The organism is Flavobacterium soli DSM 19725, from assembly GCF_000422705.1.
Classification (GTDB): Bacteria; Bacteroidota; Bacteroidia; order Flavobacteriales; family Flavobacteriaceae; genus Flavobacterium; species Flavobacterium soli.
This window is the reverse complement of record NZ_AUGO01000006.1, coordinates 181,460-202,363: the sequence shown is the minus strand read 5'-3', so window position 1 is coordinate 202,363 and position 20,904 is coordinate 181,460. Positions and strand designations below refer to the sequence as shown.

Annotated in this window: 21 protein-coding genes and 1 tRNA gene; 16 read left to right on the top strand and 6 right to left on the bottom strand. The window is 35.1% G+C overall.

The window, feature by feature from the left end; translation table 11 throughout:
- Positions 1-136 precede the first annotated feature (136 nt).
- From porX to G508_RS0108205, 14 genes are all read left to right on the top strand, one after another.
- Positions 137-1,690: a T9SS response regulator signal transducer PorX gene (porX, locus tag G508_RS0108270; protein WP_026704876.1), complete on the top strand. Its 1,554-nt coding sequence runs from the start codon at positions 137-139 to the stop codon at positions 1,688-1,690.
- Between the two features lie 22 nt (positions 1,691-1,712).
- Positions 1,713-2,120: a tRNA (adenosine(37)-N6)-threonylcarbamoyltransferase complex ATPase subunit type 1 TsaE gene (gene tsaE, locus G508_RS0108265; RefSeq protein ID WP_026704875.1), complete on the top strand. Its 408-nt coding sequence runs from the start codon at positions 1,713-1,715 to the stop codon at positions 2,118-2,120.
- A 244-nt stretch (positions 2,121-2,364) separates the two neighbouring features.
- Positions 2,365-3,558, top strand: a complete 1,194-nt coding sequence (locus G508_RS0108260; protein ID WP_026704874.1) for an alanine dehydrogenase — start codon at positions 2,365-2,367, stop codon at positions 3,556-3,558.
- A gap of 37 nt (positions 3,559-3,595) precedes the next feature.
- On the top strand, positions 3,596-3,970 hold the full coding sequence (locus G508_RS0108255; RefSeq protein WP_026704873.1) for a DUF4258 domain-containing protein: 375 nt from the start codon (positions 3,596-3,598) through the stop codon (positions 3,968-3,970).
- A 60-nt stretch (positions 3,971-4,030) separates the two neighbouring features.
- Positions 4,031-4,105 (top strand) — tRNA-Val (locus G508_RS0108250).
- Positions 4,106-4,222: 117 nt separating this feature from the next.
- The gene (locus G508_RS0108245) at positions 4,223-5,083 is read left to right on the top strand and encodes a helix-turn-helix domain-containing protein (RefSeq protein WP_026704872.1); all 861 of its coding nucleotides are present in this window, start codon (positions 4,223-4,225) and stop codon (positions 5,081-5,083) included.
- A 196-nt stretch (positions 5,084-5,279) separates the two neighbouring features.
- On the top strand, positions 5,280-5,690 hold the full coding sequence (locus tag G508_RS0108240) for an OsmC family protein (protein ID WP_026704871.1): 411 nt from the start codon (positions 5,280-5,282) through the stop codon (positions 5,688-5,690).
- 19 nt (positions 5,691-5,709) lie between these two features.
- A complete protein-coding gene (locus G508_RS0108235; protein WP_026704870.1) occupies positions 5,710-6,747 on the top strand; it encodes an alpha/beta hydrolase in 1,038 nt (345 codons plus the stop codon).
- A gap of 208 nt (positions 6,748-6,955) precedes the next feature.
- Positions 6,956-7,555: an SCO family protein gene (locus G508_RS0108230; protein WP_026704869.1), complete on the top strand. Its 600-nt coding sequence runs from the start codon at positions 6,956-6,958 to the stop codon at positions 7,553-7,555.
- Positions 7,556-7,930, top strand: coding sequence for a hypothetical protein (locus tag G508_RS0108225; RefSeq protein WP_026704868.1), 375 nt, complete (start codon positions 7,556-7,558; stop codon positions 7,928-7,930).
- Positions 7,931-7,971: 41 nt separating this feature from the next.
- Positions 7,972-8,829 (top strand): AraC family transcriptional regulator, encoded by an 858-nt coding sequence (locus tag G508_RS0108220; RefSeq protein ID WP_035694409.1) that lies wholly within the window; start codon positions 7,972-7,974, stop codon positions 8,827-8,829.
- A gap of 28 nt (positions 8,830-8,857) precedes the next feature.
- Positions 8,858-9,682: an MbnP family protein gene (locus G508_RS0108215; protein ID WP_026704866.1), complete on the top strand. Its 825-nt coding sequence runs from the start codon at positions 8,858-8,860 to the stop codon at positions 9,680-9,682.
- A gap of 87 nt (positions 9,683-9,769) precedes the next feature.
- A complete protein-coding gene (locus tag G508_RS0108210) occupies positions 9,770-10,837 on the top strand; it encodes a cytochrome-c peroxidase (protein WP_026704865.1) in 1,068 nt (355 codons plus the stop codon).
- Positions 10,838-10,843: 6 nt separating this feature from the next.
- Positions 10,844-11,800, top strand: a complete 957-nt coding sequence (locus G508_RS0108205) for a transporter (protein WP_026704864.1) — start codon at positions 10,844-10,846, stop codon at positions 11,798-11,800.
- Between the two features lie 142 nt (positions 11,801-11,942).
- Here G508_RS0108205 and G508_RS0108200 read toward each other — a convergent pair whose 3' ends face one another.
- The 3 genes from G508_RS0108200 to G508_RS0108190 are packed head-to-tail and all read right to left on the bottom strand — an operon-like array spanning position 11,943 to position 16,115.
- Positions 11,943-14,138, bottom strand: a complete 2,196-nt coding sequence (locus tag G508_RS0108200; RefSeq protein ID WP_026704863.1) for a PepSY domain-containing protein — start codon at positions 14,136-14,138, stop codon at positions 11,943-11,945.
- A 12-nt stretch (positions 14,139-14,150) separates the two neighbouring features.
- The gene (locus tag G508_RS0108195; RefSeq protein WP_026704862.1) at positions 14,151-14,639 is read right to left on the bottom strand and encodes a DUF2271 domain-containing protein; all 489 of its coding nucleotides are present in this window, start codon (positions 14,637-14,639) and stop codon (positions 14,151-14,153) included.
- Positions 14,640-14,642: 3 nt separating this feature from the next.
- On the bottom strand, positions 14,643-16,115 hold the full coding sequence (locus tag G508_RS0108190) for an ankyrin repeat domain-containing protein (RefSeq protein WP_026704861.1): 1,473 nt from the start codon (positions 16,113-16,115) through the stop codon (positions 14,643-14,645).
- Positions 16,116-16,345: 230 nt separating this feature from the next.
- On the opposite strand from G508_RS0108190, the gene G508_RS0108185 reads away from it, so the two are divergent.
- The gene (locus G508_RS0108185; RefSeq protein WP_026704860.1) at positions 16,346-17,335 is read left to right on the top strand and encodes an FAD:protein FMN transferase; all 990 of its coding nucleotides are present in this window, start codon (positions 16,346-16,348) and stop codon (positions 17,333-17,335) included.
- A gap of 174 nt (positions 17,336-17,509) precedes the next feature.
- Positions 17,510-18,460: a DUF4349 domain-containing protein gene (locus G508_RS0108180; protein WP_084625950.1), complete on the top strand. Its 951-nt coding sequence runs from the start codon at positions 17,510-17,512 to the stop codon at positions 18,458-18,460.
- A 32-nt stretch (positions 18,461-18,492) separates the two neighbouring features.
- Here the strand turns inward: G508_RS0108180 and G508_RS20485 are convergent, their stop codons facing one another.
- The 3 genes from G508_RS20485 to G508_RS0108170 all read right to left on the bottom strand — a co-directional run bounded on the left by G508_RS20485 (position 18,493) and on the right by G508_RS0108170 (position 20,632).
- Entirely contained in the window at positions 18,493-18,615 is a 123-nt protein-coding gene (locus G508_RS20485; protein WP_281170215.1) for a hypothetical protein, read from the bottom strand.
- Between the two features lie 55 nt (positions 18,616-18,670).
- Positions 18,671-20,077, bottom strand: coding sequence for a dihydrolipoyl dehydrogenase (gene lpdA, locus G508_RS0108175; protein WP_026704858.1), 1,407 nt, complete (start codon positions 20,075-20,077; stop codon positions 18,671-18,673).
- A 93-nt stretch (positions 20,078-20,170) separates the two neighbouring features.
- A complete protein-coding gene (locus tag G508_RS0108170) occupies positions 20,171-20,632 on the bottom strand; it encodes an Lrp/AsnC family transcriptional regulator (protein WP_026704857.1) in 462 nt (153 codons plus the stop codon).
- Positions 20,633-20,904: the final 272 nt, after the last annotated feature.

Sequence of the window (20,904 nt, the reverse complement as noted above, 5' to 3'; positions counted from 1 at the left end):
CAACAATCTTTTTAAATCTTTAAATCATTCAATCTTTAAATCCTCTTCGCAAAAAAGTTTACAAAAATATTAAGAACCAACCCAACCAATAAATGTTAAATTGCACTACTTTAGTAACAGAAAATTATAGCTACGAATGGATCAGATAAAAATACTTTGGGTTGATGATGAAATCGATTTGCTCAAGCCACACATACTCTTTTTAGAGAAAAAAAACTACAATGTAACCACTTGCAACAACGGTCGAGATGCTGTCGATATGTTCGACGAAGGCAATTTTGACATTGTTTTCTTGGATGAGAATATGCCTGGAATGAGCGGTTTGGAAACACTTCAGGAAATCAAGGAAAAAAAATCTTCTACACCTGTAATCATGATTACAAAAAGTGAAGAAGAATATATTATGGAAGAAGCCATCGGTTCTAAAATTGCCGATTATCTTATAAAACCAGTGAATCCAAACCAGATTTTATTGAGCATCAAGAAAAATTTGGACCATTCAAGATTGGTTTCCGAAAAAACAACTTTGGATTATCAGAAGGAATTTCGCAAGATTGCCATGGAACTTTCTATGGTAAATTCTTATGAAGATTGGTTCGAATTGTATAAAAAACTATTGTATTGGGAAATTGAACTCGAAGATATTGACGACCAGAATATGGTGGAGATATTGGAATCACAAAAGATAGAAGCCAATTCACAATTCGGGAAATTCATCGAAAGAAATTATGAAGATTGGTTTTTGCCAAAAGCTGATAAACCGATCCAATCCCATACCCTTTTCCGTGAACTCGTTGTTCCAGAAATCACCAAAAAAGACCGTCCAGTCCTGTTTGTAGTAATTGACAACTTGCGTTACGATCAATGGAAAGTCTTCGAAAGTGTGGTAAACAATCATTACAAGTTAGAAAAAGAAGTTCCTTATTATGCCATTTTGCCAACTGCGACACAATATGCAAGAAATGCTATTTTCTCAGGCTTGTTGCCGATTGATATGGAAAAACAATTTCCGCAATATTGGAAAAATGATGTTGACGATGGTGGAAAAAACCTTTACGAAGCTGAATTTTTAACAGCACATTTAAAACGTTTGGGGTTGAATATCAAGCAGGATTATTTCAAGATTACAAATTTGGCAAGCGGTAAAAAACTGGCTGAAAACTTCAAATCATTCAAAAACAATGATTTAGTAAGTGTGGTGTATAATTTTGTTGATATGCTATCACATGCCAAAACCGAAATGGATGTTGTGAAAGAATTGGCTTCGGATGACAAGGCATATCGTTCATTGACCTTGAGTTGGTTCAAAAATTCTCCTCTTTTGGAGATCATCCAGCAGGCACAAAAAATGGGGTTCAAACTCATCATCACCACCGACCACGGAACCATCAACGTGAAGAATCCTTCAAAAGTTATCGGAGACAAAAACACGAGCTTGAATTTACGTTATAAAACAGGAAGAAGTCTAACGTATGAAGATCGTGATGTCTATGCAGTCAAAGACCCAAAATCCATCGGATTACCAACAATTAATATGAGTAGTTCGTATATTTTTGCCAAGAACGACAACTTTCTGGCCTACGTTAACAACTACAATCATTATGTGAGCTATTATAGAAATACCTACCAACACGGTGGAATTTCGCTTGAAGAAATGATTGTTCCGTTTTTAGTTTTTAATCCAAAATAAAAATTTATTGTTCTGATATACAATGGAAATAGAATTTTCACTTGAACAAATACATCAAGTTGCGCAAGAAGTATTAAAGCAAAATCCACAAAAGGTAATTTTGTTTAACGGCGATATGGGAGTTGGCAAAACCACCTTTATAAAAGCGTTGTCAAAGGCACTTGGCGTGAAAGATGCCACAAGCAGCCCAACTTTTTCTTTAGTAAACGAATATGAAGCCGAAAACGGAAAACTAGTTTATCATTTTGATGTTTACCGATTAAAAAACGAAGCCGAAGCTTATGATATGGGCATCGACGAGTACTTATATTCAGGCGAATGGTGCTTCATCGAATGGGCCGAAAAAATCCCGTCATTGATTCCGCAACAGCATTCTGTTATCAATATTAAAGTATTAGGGAACGGAAATAGGAAACTTGTTTTAAAGTAATTATCCCGAAGTTTCGGGAGCGAAACTGTAGGGCATTTTCAGAAACGTCGTTCCCGCTATCCATTACAATCCCGATGATTTTTAAAGAAAAAATCATCGGGATTTCCATTACTATCGGGGCTAAAAGGAAAATGATTTTTGTACTATTAAACATTTCTTAAAAATATCGATAAAATTCCAACATTTCACTTCCGGATTTTCCAACTTTTTACGTAATTTAGACCTTTAATTTTTAGACACCATTATGTCACTGACCCCCTTTACCAAACAGCAACTTATTCCGCAGGAAGAAAAGTTAGAAATCGCCCGACACAAGAGCGAACTTTTTATTGGTCTTCCAAAAGAAACTTCTTTTCAGGAACGTAGAATTTGCCTGACTCCCGATGCTGTAAATTCGCTTACCTCACATGGACACAGGGTAATGGTAGAATCTGGTGCAGGAGAAGCTTCAAGTTATTCCGACAAAGAATACAGTGATGCAGGTGCCGAAATTACAAAAGACACCAAGAAAGTTTTCGGTTGTCCGATGCTTCTAAAAGTAGAACCACCAACAATAGAAGAGATCGAAATGATTAATCCGCAAACGATTATTATTTCGGCAATTCAACTGAAAACGAAACAAGCGAACTATTTTGAGGCACTTCACAAGAAAAAAATTACTGCCTTAGCTTTTGAATTCATAAAAGACGACGACGGAACATATCCAGCAGTAAAATCCTTGAGTGAAATTGCAGGAACAGCTTCTGTTTTAATTGCAGCCGAATTAATGATCAGCAGTCAATCTGGAAAAGGATTGCTTTTCGGAAACATAACTGGCGTTCCTCCTACCGAAGTTGTAATTCTTGGTGCTGGAAGTGTTGGAGAATTTGCTGCAAAAACTGCCATCGGATTAGGTGCAAGCGTAAAAGTTTTTGACAATTCAATCACAAAATTACGAAGATTACAAAATCATTTGAATCAACGGGTTTTTACTTCAACCATACAACCAAAATCCTTACTGAAAGCGCTTCGCCGTTGTGATGTCGCTATTGGAGCCATGAAAGGAAGAGACCGTTGCCCGATTATTGTAAACGAAACAATGGTGGAAAACATGAAAAAAGGTGCTGTAATCGTGGATGTTAGCATTGATACTGGTGGCTGTTTCGAAACTTCGGAAGTGACAACACATGAGAAACCTACTTTTATAAAACACGATGTTATTCATTATTGTGTTCCCAATATCCCTTCGCGTTATTCCAAAACCGCTTCGTTATCCATCAGTAACATCATCACTCCTTACCTATTGCAAATTGCCGAAGATGGCGGAATTGAAAGTTCCATCAGATGCAATAATGGCTTGAAACACGGTGTTTATTTCTATCACGGAATCCTTACCAATAAAGCAATTGGAGAGTGGTTCGGAATTCCAAATAGCGACATCAATTTAATTGTGTTTTAATTATTGTTTGACTTACCTTTGCACAAAATTTAACTAAATGAAGTTTTATCAGCGTTTTGCCTATTACCTTTCTGGTTTTGCCATCGGAATGGTTTTTCTTTTTTTTATCCTTAACGGAAAAGAAACAAGTTGCAGTTATTTTCCAAATGCCAGGGTTTTGAAAGATTTGAGAAGTAAACCTTTCCATTATTCTGATGTTGCAAAGGAAAAATTAGCTCAAAAATGGATTGACACCAGCGATATCAAAAAAATATTGACCCATGGCGATGTTGATTTTGACCAAAGTAATATTAAAGACGGAAGCGGAAAACTATACACAATTGATGGTAAAAATTCTAAAAATGAGAACATTACTGTAGAAGTCATCAACTATTCCGACAAGGTTTTATTGAAAGACATCAAAAAAGAATAATTTTTTACTCAAAATAGCTTGCAAATATAAATTCATAGTGTATATTTGCACTCGCATTCAGGGCGATTAGCTCAGCTGGTTCAGAGCACCTCGTTTACACCGAGGGGGTCGGGGGTTCGAACCCCTCATCGCCCACAAAACTTCAACAGAAATGTTGGAGTTTTTTTCTTTATATTTAAGTTTTAATTATTATCTCAAAAATTTCAATTACCTTAAATTTACTACTTTTACAACTCATTATATCCCTATAATATGGTCTTGCAAAAAGTATTTGAATTAAATTATAAAAAATTAGGCCTACTTGCCGTTGATGAAGAAAGTGTGTCAAAAATCAATAATGACATACAATTTAAATCATTGATAAAAATACTTTATCTCCCAAAAGATTATACCCTAACCATTGATTTTAATCAATATACTACTTCTCAAGACAGTCTGTTTTTTGTAAATACCAATCAGTTCTTACAAATTCAAAAATCAGGAAAAGAAAAGGGTTATTTTATATTTTATAATCGAGATTTCTATTGTGTCCAGATTCATGATGAAGAAGTGGCTTGTGATGGCTTGCTTTTCAACAACATCTATAATATGCCGATGACCGTTCTGAATGATGCAGACAAGCAACTGATTCAAAATCTATTCCTGCAAATCAATGAAGAATTGGATTTGAAAGATGCTTCGGAAGAAGAAATGATTCGCACTTGCTTGAAACAAATATTATTGAGAGCGGCTCGTGCTTGGAAAAAGCAACAATTAGGACAGGAAATGCTTACTCAAGATAGCGAAATGGAATTCTTCCGCCACTTCAGCAGGTTGGTTGAAATTCATTATAAAGAAAAACATACCGTAGCAGATTATGCCGATTTACTGCATCTGGCACCAAAAACTATTACACACAAATTCAAAAAATTAGGTTTATCACAACCCAATGACATCATTAAAGACCGAATTATCCTTGAAGCAAAACGGCTTATTATCCATACCAACAAAACTTCAAAGGAAATTGCCTATCAATTAGGATATGAAGACCCCGCCTATTTCAATCGGCTCTTTACTTTAAAAACCGGAGATAGTCCGGTGAGTTTTAGGAAAAAATTCAGCGGAACGAATTAAAACTTTTGCCAGTCAACCTTTTTGACTGGTTTTTTTTGCTTCAAACTTTAGCTTTAAGCTTAGAAAATCATATAAAAATCTATAAAAATACCTCAAAGGGAAAAATATACAATCTTTAAGGAATATTAGCTCTGTTTTCGAACGTGTAACTGTCGCAACTTTGTAGTGTTAAAATTAATCATTAAAAATAAACATTATGAACAGATCAGCAAAAGCCGTTTGGAACGGTACAATCAAAGAAGGAAAAGGAAACCTAACTACTCAAAGTACAACCTTAAATCAAACTCCTTATTCATTCGTTTCAAGATTTGATGAAGGAAAAGGAACCAATCCTGAAGAACTAATGGCGGCTGCACATGCAGGTTGCTTTACGATGAAATTAAGTTTAGACTTGACAACAGCTGGATTCAATCCAGATGCTTTGGAAACAACAGCAGTCGTAACATTAGATAATGGTATTATTACAAAATCAGCTTTAACCCTAAATGCTAAAATCGACGGGATTTCAGAAGAACAATTCTTAGAAATCGCACAAAAATCTAAAGAGACTTGTCCTGTAAGTAAAGCTTATAACCTCGAAATTACTTTAGAAGCACATTTAAATTAATCATTAAAAAACATTTATCATGAAAACAATAAAATCAATAGCACTATTTTTACTACTAACATTAAATACAATTATCATGGCACAAGAAAGACCTTTCAAAGGAGAAAATGACCCTCAAGTATTCACTTCTGTTCAATCATTTTTAAAAGCATTGAACTCTGGCAATGGAAAGCCATTGGAACAATTAAGTCCTACAGATGCTCGTCAGGTTTTGGTTGGAGCACAAAAATCTGTTGAAGTAGATTATTCAGGAATTGAAGAATCAGAACGCACCATTTCTCAAAACGGATATACTGTAAAAATTCATATTACAAAACCAAAAGGAGCTAAAGCAAATGCACCAGTTTTCATCTTTATTCATGGTGGTGGATGGGTTTTGGGAGATTACCCAACACATAGAAGATTGGTTCGTGATTTGGTTGTAGAAAGTGGTGCTGTAGCCGTATTTCCGGATTACTCTCCTTCTCCAGAAGCCAAATATCCTACTGCTATCAATGAAATTTATGCAGCTACAGAATGGGTTTCAAAAAACGGAAAAGAAATTGGTGTTGACGGAAAAAACCTTGCCGTAGTTGGAAACAGTGTTGGTGGAAATATGGCAGCGGTAACTGCCTTGATGGCAAAAGATAAAAACGGACCAAAAATCAAATTGCAAGTTTTGTTATGGCCTGTTACGGATGCAAATTTTGAAACAGAATCCTATAACCTGTTTGCAAACGGAAGATTCCTATCTAAAAACATGATGAAATGGTTCTGGGACAGCTATTTGCCTGATACTTCAAAAAGAAAAGAAATATATGCTTCTCCGCTACAAGCTTCATTGGAGCAACTAAAAGGTTTACCTGTAACACTCGTCCAAACTGCCGAAAATGATGTGTTGAGAGATGAAGGCGAAGCTTACGCCAGAAAGTTAGAACAAGCTGGAGTTCCAGTAACACTAACAAGATCCAACGGATTGATTCACGATTATGGTTTGTTGAACCCTATTGCAAATGTACCAGCTGTTCAAACAGCTATTTTGCAAGCTGCAGCTGTTATCAAAGCGAATTTGAAATAAGCCCTATTGCTCCTTATATTTTCAAAACTCTTCAGTTTCCTGAAGAGTTTTTTTCGTTTTATAATTGATTATTGATATACAACACCTTAAAAACGAAATCCAAATTGCTATTGTTTTCAGTATATTTGCATCAAATTTGAATCCTTTCTTAAAGGAAAATCCCTAAATGAAAAAAACAGCTCCATATACTTTAAAACACTCTTGCAAAATGGCAATTGTTTTTTTGTTTATGGGCATTATGGGCTGTTCTCAAAAGGAAACTAAACTTCCATATTTGGGAAACCCTGTTGTGAAAGGCACTGATACCATTTTCCCAAAGATTAGTGCATTCAAATTTACCAATCAGGATCATTCAATTGTTACCAATAAAACATTTGAAAATAAAATCTACGTTGCCGATTTTATCTTCCTCTCCTGCCCTACTATTTGTCCGAAAATGACATCAGAACTAAAATCAGTTTATGATGTTTACAACAGTAATCCGCAAGTTGCTTTTCTTTCCCACACCATTGACCCTGAACGAGATACAATCGAAAAATTAAAATTTTATGCCGAAAGTATGAACCTTAATTCTAACTGGCATTTTGTTACCGGAAAAAAAGAAGATATCCTTGAAATAGCAGAAAAAAGCTATTTTACAACGGCTTACAGTGATGAAAATGAACCTGGCGGATATGTTCACGGAGGTGGCTTATTGCTGGTTGACGATAAGGGTCATATTCGTGGCGTTTATGACGGAACCAATTCTGCCGAAACAAAACGATTGATTGCCGATATCAAAATCCTTTTAAAAGAATTGAAAGCCTAAATGAAAAAGTTGCTGATTCATATAATGCTTTTGACGTTCGTATTCCAAAGTACGTGCAACTTCTGGATCATAATTTCTTTTTATGCCAATAGAGATTATATTGCCGAAAACATTTGTATCAACCGATTTGACCAGATTCCAGTTTGTAAAGGACAATGTTTTTTGAATGAGAAATTAAAGGAAAACCAAAAACAGGAACAAAAACTTCCCAATTTAAAAGTTAAAGAAATTCAGTTATTCTGTCATATTGCAGATGATACTTATACAAAAATGCCTGTGCTTTTTCAGGAATATCCAAAACCTGCAATTCTTCCTGATTGTATTTTAATCAAGAAACGCTCCACTTCCATATTCCATCCTCCCAAGTTGGCTTAATTATTTTTAGATCCTCTAAAATTTAATTAATCAAATCCCAAATGCATACAAAAATAAAAGTATGCAATCTGGCTGAATTTGATAGTGATTTTCAGCACTTTTTGATTTGTGATCTTGAAGATTTTCAAGTGACTTTTCAAGAATTGCAAACGCCTCACAAGAATGATTTCTATACGGTCCTATTTGTGGATGATGCTTTTGGCATTGTTCAAATAGACAATGCTGTAGTTCATCTTGAGCAAGCTAAAATCATTGTCATTGAGCCAGGTTGTGTCAACACGATTACTATTGAGGAAAAAGCTTCGGGAAAGGCAATTTGCTTTTCGGAAACCTTTTTTTCCTTGCGGTATAACAATAATATCCTGAATCATTTTGGCTTTTTGGAAACAGAAAACCGAGTGGTTTCGAAGCTGTCAACATTGCAATCAAACAAAATAAAAAGCTTGTTGGAACTACTCCATCAGGAATATTTATTGCATTCAGAAGAAGGAATAAACATACTTCGTTCCTACATCAACATCATTCTTTTTGAGTTGGAACGATTGCTTTCGCCTAAAAATATTCTCAGAAAAACAGAAGTAAAACTGGATAAGATAAATCAATTTAAAAAATTAATAGAGGAAGATTATTCAAGTCAAAAACTCCCTTCTTATTATGCTGATAAATTGAACATTACAACCAATTATCTTAATAATTTATGCAAGAAAGAAACAGGTAAAACTGCTGGAGATATGATTCGAAAACACATACTAATTGAATCGCAGAGACAGCTCCGTTTTACCTCACTTTCCATCAATGAAGTTGCCGATGAATTGGGTTTTGAAAGTCCGTCCTATTTTATCACATTCTTTAAAAAACAGGTGGGTATTACACCTGAACAATTCCGAAAGGAAAACTAAATCTTAATTATCAAATCTTAAAAATAAAATGAAAACAAACTTTAAACATTTAGCACTATTTTTAGCATTCACTGTATTATTAACTTCTTGTAGCAACGACGATTCTGCAAATGAAGGTTCCGCAAATGGAACTTTTGGAGAGGTAGAACTGTTTTTTGACAACGGTGTAAACGGAGATGCATTGGTCTTGGGAAGTTCATACACCAACTCAAATGGTGAAACGCTGACTATCAACCGCTTCAATTATATCGTGAGTAATATTGTCCTCATAAAAGAAGATGGAACGGAATTCACCTATCCAAAAAATGAAAGCTATTTCCTTATCAGTGAAGAAACTGAAGCGTTGACAGTACATTTAGAAAATGTTCCTTCTGGAAATTATAAGCAAATAAAATTCGGAATTGGAGTGGATCAGCAACGTTATTTGGAAGGAGAAACGGCCCAACAGGAATTTTGGAACCTCGCTTCTGCCAACAATATGGTTTGGACTTGGAGTACAGGCTACCGTTTTATCAACTTTGAAGGAACGTTTACTTCTTTAAACAATCAAGAACCTTTAAACTTCCAAATACATCAAGGAAGTAATTCTGCAACAGACAATTACAGGCAGATTACTTTGAACTTACCTTCTACAGCCAGAGTAAGAACCAACGAGATGCCTAACATTCATTTGGTGGCTGATGCCAATGTAATTGCTGATGGAACCAACAAAATCATCCTTCACAACAACTTGAATAATGCTGGAACTAACGCAAGTATTATGGGTGGCGAAAACTTAATCAAGATTGCAACCAATACCTTGAATATGTTTAAAGTAGATCACGTTCATAATGGAGCTGGAAGCCATCACTAATAACTTTTAAACCATCAAGGTATTAAGAGAATTAAGGCTTAATGAAACTTAATATCTTAATGGTTTGAATAATTCAATCTAAAAAACATGACTTTATTTTTTCAAAAAGTAAAACACATTGCCTTGATTGGTCCGCTTTTGATGATGACATCTTGTAGCAATGAAGACGATTATGCTAGCATTCCAAAGAACAGTCCTTATGATTTTACAATCCCTTCCAATTTCCCCGATTTGCAACAGGATATTGCCAATAATTATCCAACAAAATACGGTGTGGAATTAGGCAGGAAATTGTTTTATGATGCTCGTTTATCAAAGGACAACACTATTTCCTGTGCTTTTTGCCATGAACAATCATCAGCTTTCACGCATCACGGACACGATTTCAGTCACGGAATAAACAACCAGATTGGTACTAGGAATGCTCCAGCTATTCAAAATATGGCGTTTCAAAGTGACTATTTCTATGACGGAGCTTCCAATAGTATTGAGATGCTTTCTATAGTTCCGATTCACAATCCAATAGAAATGGACGAAACGCTTCCTGGAATTACAGAAAAGCTCAAGCAAGATGCAGAATATGTTCGTTTATTTGGTGATGCATTTGAAAACAAGCAAATCAGTTCGGCTAATATTCTCAAGGCTTTAGGTCAATTTATGACCATTATGATTTCGGCCGATTCAAAATACGACAAATATGTTCGAAACGAAATGGGTGGTGAATTGAATGCACAGGAATTGCAAGGATTGAGCTTGTTCCAAAACAATTGTGCTTCTTGTCACCCGACTGATATTTTCACTGATAATTCCTTCCGAAATAACGGTTTGCCACCTAATCCAAATTTGAATGATTTAGGTAGAGAAACGGTTACAGGATTTCTAAATGACCGATACAAATTCAAAGTGCCAAGTTTAAGAAATGTTGAACTAACAGCACCTTACATGCACGATGGCCGTTTTGGCTCATTGCAATCGATTTTGAATTTTTATTCTAATGGCGTTCAAAATACCCAAAATTTAGACCCTTTGATGCAACAACACGAAACCTTAGGAATTCCGCTTTCGCAAGAAGAAAAGGAAGCCATTATCGCTTTCTTGAAAACATTAACTGATCAACAATTCATTACCAATCCTGAATTTTACCATCAAACTTAATTTAAAATGAAAAAAACACTAATTATAATGTTTTGCTTTTTGGTTTTAAATGCTTTTGCAAATGAACCAAATGCATTTCCAAATCCGTTTTTCAAGGTAAATTCTTTTACTTTTTTCGATGATTGTGATGCCTGTGGATGCTCTGCAAATGGAGGAAGTATGGGGTTCAGCTCGATGTTGAACGATAATTTTGTTGGTATTCGCTATTTCCATCAAAGCTATAAAAGTCGGGATGGCGTTTTCAACAATTCACCTTGGATAGACGAAAACTTCAATACGGCTCAAATTTGGGGAAGAATTCCAATTTCTAAAAAGATTGAAATTACAGCCCTCCTTCCCTATCATTTTCATCGAAGAATCAAAACCGATGACACTCAAAATATCGATGGAATTGGCGATATTACCGTGATGGCTTTTTATAATCTATTTGAATCAAAAATTGACAGTACCGTAAAATTTGGACACAAAATTCTCGTTGGTGGTGGCGTGAAAGCTCCAACAGGAAAATACGACAGTACCAATAACGGAAGCATCAATCCGAGTTTTCAGGTTGGAACCGGAAGTTGGGATTATTCGCTTGCTTCAGAATATATCATTCGAAGAAAAAAATTAGGACTGAATACTACATTAAATTATATTTTCAAGACTGAAAACGACAAGAACTATAAATTTGGCGATCAATTTAATTACGGAAGCACGCTATTTTATACAACTGGAATCCAAAAGGTTTTGATTGTTCCACAAATTGGAATTGCTGGAGAAACTTACAAGGCCAACCAAGACCACAAGGAAGATGTACCGTTAACAAAAGGCGATATTTTTTTCAGTAAAATTGGAGTTGAAGTGGGTTACAAAAAATTCTCCGCTGGAGTAAATGCAATGCTTCCAATCAATCAGAATCTTACCGGAAGTCGAGTTGAGGCCAATTATCGTTTGGCGGTAAACTTGAATTATAGTTTGTAAATTTACTAGAATTTAAGACTAATTACTCCGAATAAAAGTAGTTAATCAACACAAATTTCACAGATTTTCACCAATTAATTTGTGGAAATTTGTGAAATCTGTGTTGACTTTTTTATCCATAAAATTTAAAAAATTGCTGTTATTAATAACAATCCGTCAGCAATTGATTTCTTGATTGATAATAACCAATTGTTTCCATTTTTCGCTCAAGGCAAATGGCTTCCAGATTGGCGACAACCATTTGTTCCATAGCCAATGAACCACAAATCATAATGACACCGCCATTTTTCAAAGTTTCAGCCATCAGATTTGCATCTCGAAGCACCAAATCCTTCACATATTGTTTTTCGCCTTGGCGGGAATAAGCCAAATTTAATTGGGTAAGTTTTTCTTCTGATAAACCTTTTTCTAGATCATTTTTATATAATTCAAAGGAAGATTGATCACGGAAACCACAATACAAATAGGTTTTTATTCTATTTCGATTTTCATCAATCATCCCTAAAAAAGGAGCAATTCCGGTTCCGTTGGAAATCATAACAACTGATTTCGCCTTCTTCGGAAAATGAAAATGTTTATTGTTACTCAAATGAGCTTCAATTGTATCACCTGAATCCAATTGATATAAAAAACCTGAACCTAGTCCATTTTGGTGCAATTTCACACTCAATTGCACTTCATTATTTACCTTTCCAATTGAATACAAGCGTTCACGATGATCGTTTGCAGGATATATAGCCAACAAATCACCCGAAGTAAATTTTGCCTTTTTCTTGAATTTTAATCGGATTAAAAAAGATCCATCAACATGTGCGATTTCAGTTCTTTCGGTAACCACGAGTTGTTGGGTTCGCTTTGGTTTTAGATTCAAAAGCTTTGGCGAAATATCGAATGGAATGGCTGTTTTTTGTGACCAAAGAGATGTCCATTTTTCAAAATCATCTGGCGATTTATCATTTACCGTATGAATTTCCAGCAAAGGTTCAGCCCAACTTTCCTGCAATAAAGCATTATGAACTTCAAAAGCAAATTGGCAAAAATCAGGATAGGCTTTCGAACCAAATCCGAGAACGGAAAAATGAACCGAATTGGATTGTGGGTTTTCTTTTATTTTTTGAAGAAATTTTGTTGCATTTGTTGGAGCATCTCCCAAACCATAAGTCGCTGTGATCACAATTAAATGCTCAGCTTTTGGAAAAATGGTGTAATTATTTAATTCAGTAATAAACGATCTCTGACCGTTTTTCAGCAATTCATTGTGAACCGCATTTGCATAACGAATTGTTGTTCCGTTTTCTGAACCTACTAGAATGATAAACTTACAGTCTTCTTTTTTATATTTATTTCGCAATTTATTTTTCATCCGCTTTAGCGTAATTGCAAAACCAGAATAAATAAAAAATAAAATATTAATACAGGCAATTGCTAAAATTATCGACCAAATCGCACTAGCCCTTCCTGTATGCAAGTCAAGACTTAAAGTGTTAAAAATATTAATTTTAGAGTATTCTATTTCACTTAAAACTTCGCCTGTAAATTGATTCACCACCAATTCACGATCCGCCAATTGGAGCGTGAAATAATCTTCTGGATCATCTGAAAAAGGGAATTCAATTTTTTTTACATCAGATAAAGGAATATCTTGAAAAACTTTAAAATCAGCAACTTCTTTTTTCGGTTCAGATGTAATTTTATCGAAATCAATATCGTGAGAAATCTTTTGTTCTGTAAAAACATTGAACTTCACAAGTGACAAATAAGTTCCCGTCAAGGCTATAATTATAATCGGAATAAGTGTCCATCTTCCTAAAACAACATGATAATATTGTGCGAAATTTTCCTTTATGATTTTGGTGAAAAAACGTTTGATGCCACGTTGTCTTTGAATGACCAAAACAGTTCCCGAAAAGGCAATCAAAAGCAGTAAAAAAGAAACTAATCCAATAATAAAACGTCCTGTTTCTTTCAAGAAAAGTGATCGATGCAGATTGGTAACCCATTGAAAAAATTCGTTCTTTTCTCCTACTTCAGCTATTTTTTTTCCTGTTTTGGGATTGGCATAAGCCGATACATCATTTCCTTCTTGGTCAATTGCATTCAAAATAACAAACTGATTGTCATCTACAGCAATATAAAAAACTTCATCATAGTTTGAACGGAAATTTCCAATGGTTTCAGCAACATTCATCTCACTAAAACCATCAGTTTTATAAGGCTGAACCTTTTGGGAAATTGGCTCGAAAGCCAAGATAATCCCAGTGATGGAAGCCAATGCTATAAAAAGAAAAGAAGATATAGCCAAAGCTAAATGGCTATACCTCCAGATTGAAATTGTCATTCTCTTTTGTTTTTAATTCGCGTTCAAACGTACATATCGAATATAACCCGTTCCTTCGTTCTTTTTCGCTAGATTTTCAGTAGTAAGTTCAAATTGAAGATCTTTTACATGATACTCTTGATTTTCAACAGCCGATTCAAATCGGATGCTGTAACCTGCATTAATCTTTGAATTTTCAATTTCCAAAACTGTCATACTTCTATCACCACCATCAACAGATGCTCCAGAAATGGCACTGATGTTCACTGGTTTTTTAGTTTGGAATTTGTTCCATTCCTTCAAATCTTTATACCATTGCTTGTCCGGTCCCATCATGTAAAGTGTTTTCTCGTAAGCTCCTTTCGGATCAATCAACGAAACCACAATATAGGCTCCTTCTCCAGGATAATTGGTCATTTGGACCATACATTTATATTTTGTAACTCCTTTTTTTTGTGCAAAAGAGTTGAAAGAAGTCAAAGTGATTGCCAACAAAAGGCAAATTTTAAAGATGTTATTCATGGCTTATTTTAAAAAATCGATTGATACTTTCTTTTTGGTCAACATTTCGTTTTCGGAAGCCAAATCATAGGCCGTTTCTCCAAATTCAGTTGCTGTTTCTTTTTTGGCTCCAAGTGCTAAAAGATATTTTAGAATTACGTCATCTTTTGCTGTCAAAGCGGCTTGTTGCAAAGGAGTCATACCCTCGCCGTTTTTCTGATTCACATCAGCTTTGAATCTTTCTACAAGTTGTAGCAATTCCAAATCATTTTTGGCTAAAGCCAAATGATAAACAGTGGTTCCATTTTTTTGTGGTGCTGTAAAATCAAGCCCTTTTTCTCTCAAGATTTTTATTTTTGTTTCAAAATCATCTCTCTTTCTAGGGTTGTAAGAATCCATCAGATACACAATTAGATTATCTCCATTGTTATCCAAAACTTTACTATCGGCTCCTTTTTCTAAAAGCAATCTTACAATTTCTGGCGAATTACTTTTCAAAGCCAAGGCCAAAGCTGTCACCCCTTTTTTGTTTTTATGGTTGATGTCTTTTACTTTAGACGAAAGCATTTCTATAACGTTTGCCTCTGGATTTCCGCCTGCTGCATTCAAAAATGGAGTATTGCCTTCGTTATCTTCTTTGTTGACATCCAATCCTTTGGACAATAAATATTCGATAACTTCTTTCTGTTTTTCTTTTCGAGCAACATTATGCAAAGCTGTTTCCCCATTTTTTCCAATAACAGTTGGCTTCAATTTTAAACTTTCAAGATACTGATACACCTCTAGTTTAGTAGCAGTTCCTCTTCCTCCTTGGCTTGCTATCAGGATAGCATTGTCATTATACTTCACTCCTTTTTCTACCAATGCTTTTAAAGTCGCGATATTTCCAACTCTTGCGGCATAATTGAAAGCCGTATTTCCTTCTTTATCGGTACTTTTTAAATCCAAACCTTTGTTGACAAAATAATTAATCAGGGTAAAATCTTTGTCATGTGGAGCAACCAAAAGCAATGCATTTGCTCCTTTACTATCAAAATCTTTTTTAGGATCGATTCCGCTTTCAATCAGAACGTCATATATTTTAGTATTTTCCTGTCCAGATGAAGCAGCAAAATTTAAAGGAGAATATCCTTTGTCATCAAATACATTTGTTTTAGCTCCTTTTTGAAGTAAAAATTCTACAATCTCAATATTTCCACGATAAGAGGCCCAAAAAATGTAGGTCCGACCGTCATGCGTTTTTTTATTGACATCATTTCCCTTTTGATTCAATAACATTTTGATGACATCATTTGAAGCTTGTTCGTTTATAGCCAAAACTACAGGATCAAAAGCATTACTGTTTAGCTCTGCTGGATTATTTCCTTTTTTTATTTCGGCTTCAACTGCTGCAACATCTGGACTTTTTTTCCAGAACGAACGGTCTAATAAACTGTTTTCTTGTGAATGAACAGAAAAACTCAACAAAGTAATTGCAAGGATAAAAAGTTGTTTCATTTTTAATGATTATAAGATTGGGAAACCTAAATTGTACGAATAGGGATCTAAAAAATTTCTTACGGCAAAACTAATAAGAATGATTCTAAATTAAAAATTAATCGGCAATTATATCGCTCTTATTTTTATTTAATCTACGTTAAACTTATCCTAATGGGTTTTATTGGATGCTTATTTGTTTTTAAAATTGAACTGAAAATAAAACTCTATTTTTGCAGCAATCTACTATCATGAAAAAAAATATATTCTTCTTATTTCTACTTTTTAAAATAATTGAAGTGCAATCACAAGTTGCCAAAAGTAGGGCGGTTACTTTGATGGGATCTCGATTTGATATTACAATTGTTGCAAAAGATGAGACTACAGCATCAGCTTATATTGATTCCTCAATCATTGAAATTACAAGAATAGAAAACCTAATTTCGGATTGGATTCCAGAAAGTCAGGTTTCTAAAATAAATAAAAATGCAGGTATACAACCTGTAAAAGTAGACAAAGAACTTCTAGATTTAACCCAAAGAGCCCTTCATTTTTCTGAATTAACAAATGGTGCTTTCGATATTAGTTTTGCTGCTGCAGAAAGAATTTGGAAGTTTGATGGTTCTATGAAACAAGTGCCTTCAGCTGATGAAGTTCGGGAATCAGTAAAAAAAATTGGTTATAAAAACATTATTGTCAACTATCAAGATTCTACTATTTTCCTTAAATTCCCTGGGATGAAAATTGGTTTTGGAGCAACAGGAAAAGGCTATGCAGCCGATAAGACCAAGGAATTAATGATCTCGAAAGGTGTTCAAGCTGGAATTATAAATGCATCGGGTGATTTGAATACTTGGGGAAAACAGCCCGATGAAAGCGACTGGATTATCGGCATTACTAACCCAATGGAAAATGAAGATTTGTTTGCCCTATTTGAACTTTCAGGTACGGCTGTTGTCACGTCTGGCAATTATGAAAAATATATCATGCTTAATGGCAAACGTTATTCCCATATTATTGATCCTCGAACAGGCTATCCTTCGGCAGGTGTTTCAAGTGTTACTGTTTTTGCCGATAGTGCTGAAACTGCAAACGGATTTTCGACAGCAATTATGGTTTTGGGCAAGAAAGCCGGATTGAAACTTTTGAAAAAAAATCCACACCTTCAGGGTATTATTATAGATGATAAAGGGAAAATATTTTATTCTAAAAAATTTAAGATTAAAGAATATAAGCCTTGAGCCTTTAAATTCTTTTTATTTTTATTTCCTGAAAATTTCTGGCACAGTTTTTAGTATTGTTTTAAATGTTAAAATAATCTAAAAATTCATAACGCTATTGATTGAAAATTACACTACAACTTTCCTTATTTAAAACTGTAATTAAATTAATAGTAACCCTTTAATATGAATTTTATGAAAAATGCTTTGAAAAAAATTGATTCAAGAAATGGATTGATTTCTGTTCCAAAACTTGGAATTGCCCTACTCCTTTTTACTGTTGCACTTTCGTGTAAAGACTACTCTGAAACTGAAGAAGCTTCAATGGAAATGACTGAAACTGCTAAGGAAGTTGATGTTACTTCATCTTCGGCTGCAGTAGAAAACAAAAACAGCGAACGAAAATTTGTTCGCACAGCTGATGCAAAATTTAAAGTCAAAAATGTGGCACAATCCACTTATGCGATTGAAAATGCCACTACAAAATTTGGTGGCTTTGTAATCTATACCAATTTGCAAAGTAATGTCTCCGAAAAATTTGATACCAAAATCAGTCAGGATAGTACTTTGGAAACGACACGATATAAAGTGGAAAACAATATTACGATTCGGGTTCCAAACACTCAATTGGATACCGTAATCAAAACAATTGCCAAGCAAATTGACTTTCTGGATTATCGTGTGATTAAGGCTGATGATGTTTCGTTGCAGATGTTAAGCAACCAATTGGCTCAGAATAGAAGCAAGAATTATGAAAACCGATTGGAAAAAGCAATTGATGAAAAAGGCAGAAAGCTCAAAGAAATCAATCCTTCAGAAGAGAATTTGAATAATCAGAAAGAAATTAACGACAATAAAAAGCTGGAGAATCTTGCCTTAAATGACAAGGTTAATTTCAGTACGATTTCATTATATATTTATCAGCCTGAAACTACAAGACAGGAAATGGTGGTGAACAATGCAGATATCAGTGCTTATCGACCGCATATTGGGATTCAGATTGTGGATGGATTGAAAACAGGTTGGTATATTCTTGAAGCAATTATTGGTTTTATTGTACAGCTTTGGTCATTGATTTTGCTTGGATTTATTGCTTTTATCGTTTATAAAAAATATTTGAAGAAACAAGTTTCTAAGGCAATCTAGGAAAATGGTTCCAAAGTGCGAAAAGATTCCATCTAGCCCCGATGGTGCTCCCGAAGCTTCGGGATTTGAGCTCTTGCAACTGCCGTAAGAGCTGTTGCAAAGCGAGTGGCTCCAACGGGAACATGGATTTTTAAAATGCCTCTGATTCGCTCCAAATAAAAAACCCGCTTCTTTTGGAAACGGGTTTTTGTATTTTGAAAAAGAATAATCTTACATGTGAATTGGTCTGTTTTCAGTTGCAGCAAGTGCAGCTTCTTTTACAGCTTCGGCATAGGTTGGATGTGCATGACTCATTCTTGAAATATCTTCGGCTGAGGCTTTGAATTCCATTGCTGTTACGGCTTCGGCAATCAAATCGGCAGTTCGGGCACCAATCATGTGGATTCCTAGAACTTCGTCTGTCTTTTTATCGGCAAGGATTTTCACGAAACCGTCTGTATCGCCACTTGCACGGGAACGTCCCAAGGCTTTGAAAGGGAAGCTTCCGGCTTTGTACTCCACTCCTGCTTCTTTCAACTGCTCTTCGGTTTTACCAACAGCAGCAACTTCTGGCCAAGTGTAAACAACTCCTGGAATCAAGTTATAGTCGATATGTGGCTTTTGTCCGGCGATAGTTTCGGCTACAAAAACACCTTCTTCTTCGGCTTTGTGGGCCAACATTGCACCTTTGACAACATCTCCGATTGCGTAAATATTTGAAACTGAAGTTTGCAAATGATCGTTTACTTCGATTTGACCTCTTTCAGTAACTTTTACTCCTGCTTTATCAGCATTCAAACCGTCAGTGTAAGGACGACGACCTACAGAAACTAAAGCATAATCTCCGTCAAGCGTAATGGTTTCTCCTTTAACATTTTCAGCCTGAACTTGAACATCTTTTCCGTTTCTTTTTACTGATTTCACTTTGTGAGACGTGTAGAATTTCATTCCTTGTTTCTTCAAGACTTTTGTCAATTCCTTAGACAAACCGGCATCCATTCCTGGAATGATTCTGTCTAGATATTCTACAACTGAAACTTGGGCACCTAGACGAAGATAGACTTGTCCTAACTCAAGCCCGATAACGCCACCACCAATAACGATAAGGTGTTTTGGAACTTCTTTTAGATTCAATGCTTCTGTTGAAGTGATAATTTTTTCTTTGTCGATTTTGATGAAAGGCAAAGAAGATGGTTTTGAACCTGTAGCAATAATGGTGTTTTTTGCTTCCAAAGTTTCAGAAGAACCGTCGGCTTTTGTGACTTTTACGTGAGTAGCATCTTCGAAAGAACCAACACCTTCAAAAACGGTGATTTTATTTTTGTCCATCAAATATTTGATACCCGAAACGTTTTGGTCTACAACCGAAGCTTTTCTGGCAATCATTTGCTCGATGCTGAATTTGATTTCGCCTGTGATTTCGATTCCGTGTTCCTTGAAATGCGAAATGGCATCGTGATAATGGTGTGAAGAATCTAGTAAAGCTTTTGATGGAATACAACCCACATTAAGGCAAGTTCCGCCAAGGGTTGAATATTTTTCTATGATTGCGGTATTGAAACCTAATTGTGCACAACGAATTGCTGCTACATATCCACCTGGTCCTGAACCGATAACGACTACGTCAAATGAACTCATATTATATTGTTTTGTGTGTTTAAATTTTTGCAGTACAAAATTACGGAAGTTTTTTTGTTTAAGAGAGGTTTGTGTTTAAAGTTTTATAATGATTTATTGTAATGAAAAACCTGTTGTGTTTTTGACTTCACCAATCATAAAAGTGCTATGTGTACTACCAATGTGTTGCAAAGTCGTGAGTTTGGTAACCATAAATTCCCGGTATTCTTCCATATTTTCTACACAGATTTTCAGGATATAATCGTAATCACCGCTGACGTGGAAGCATTCGAGGACTTCAGTTAGCTGGACGACTTCTTTTTCGAATTGCGAAATGAATTCCTTGGTGTGCTGCATTAATTTGAGATGGCAGAAAACGACGAAACCTTTTTGGATTTTATTTCGATTTAAAAGTACTACATATTTATCGATGATTCCTTCGCGTTCGAGCTTCTTGATTCGTTCGTAAACGGCCGTAACGGAAAGGTTTAGCTTTAAAGAAAGCTCTTTTGTGGTTTGCTTGGAATCTTCTTGAAGGAATTGGAGCAGTTTTTTATCGGTGGCATCTAAGGTCATTTGGATATATTTTCGGTTTAAATGGAAATATTTTAGTTTTTATGTAAAAATAACTAAAAATATACTCAATTATAGTTTTATATTCTAAATATAGTGTTTTAGGTTGATTATCTATCTATTTGTTTGTTGTTTTGAAAAAGATTCCAAAGGGTAAATGGATTGTCCAATAGCCCCGACTTGAGGGAAAATCCTTTTTGTTTTTCCTTTAAAAACAAAAAGATTTGGAAGGAAGGCGGGAACATGGATTGCTGAAATACCCGACCGATTTGCTT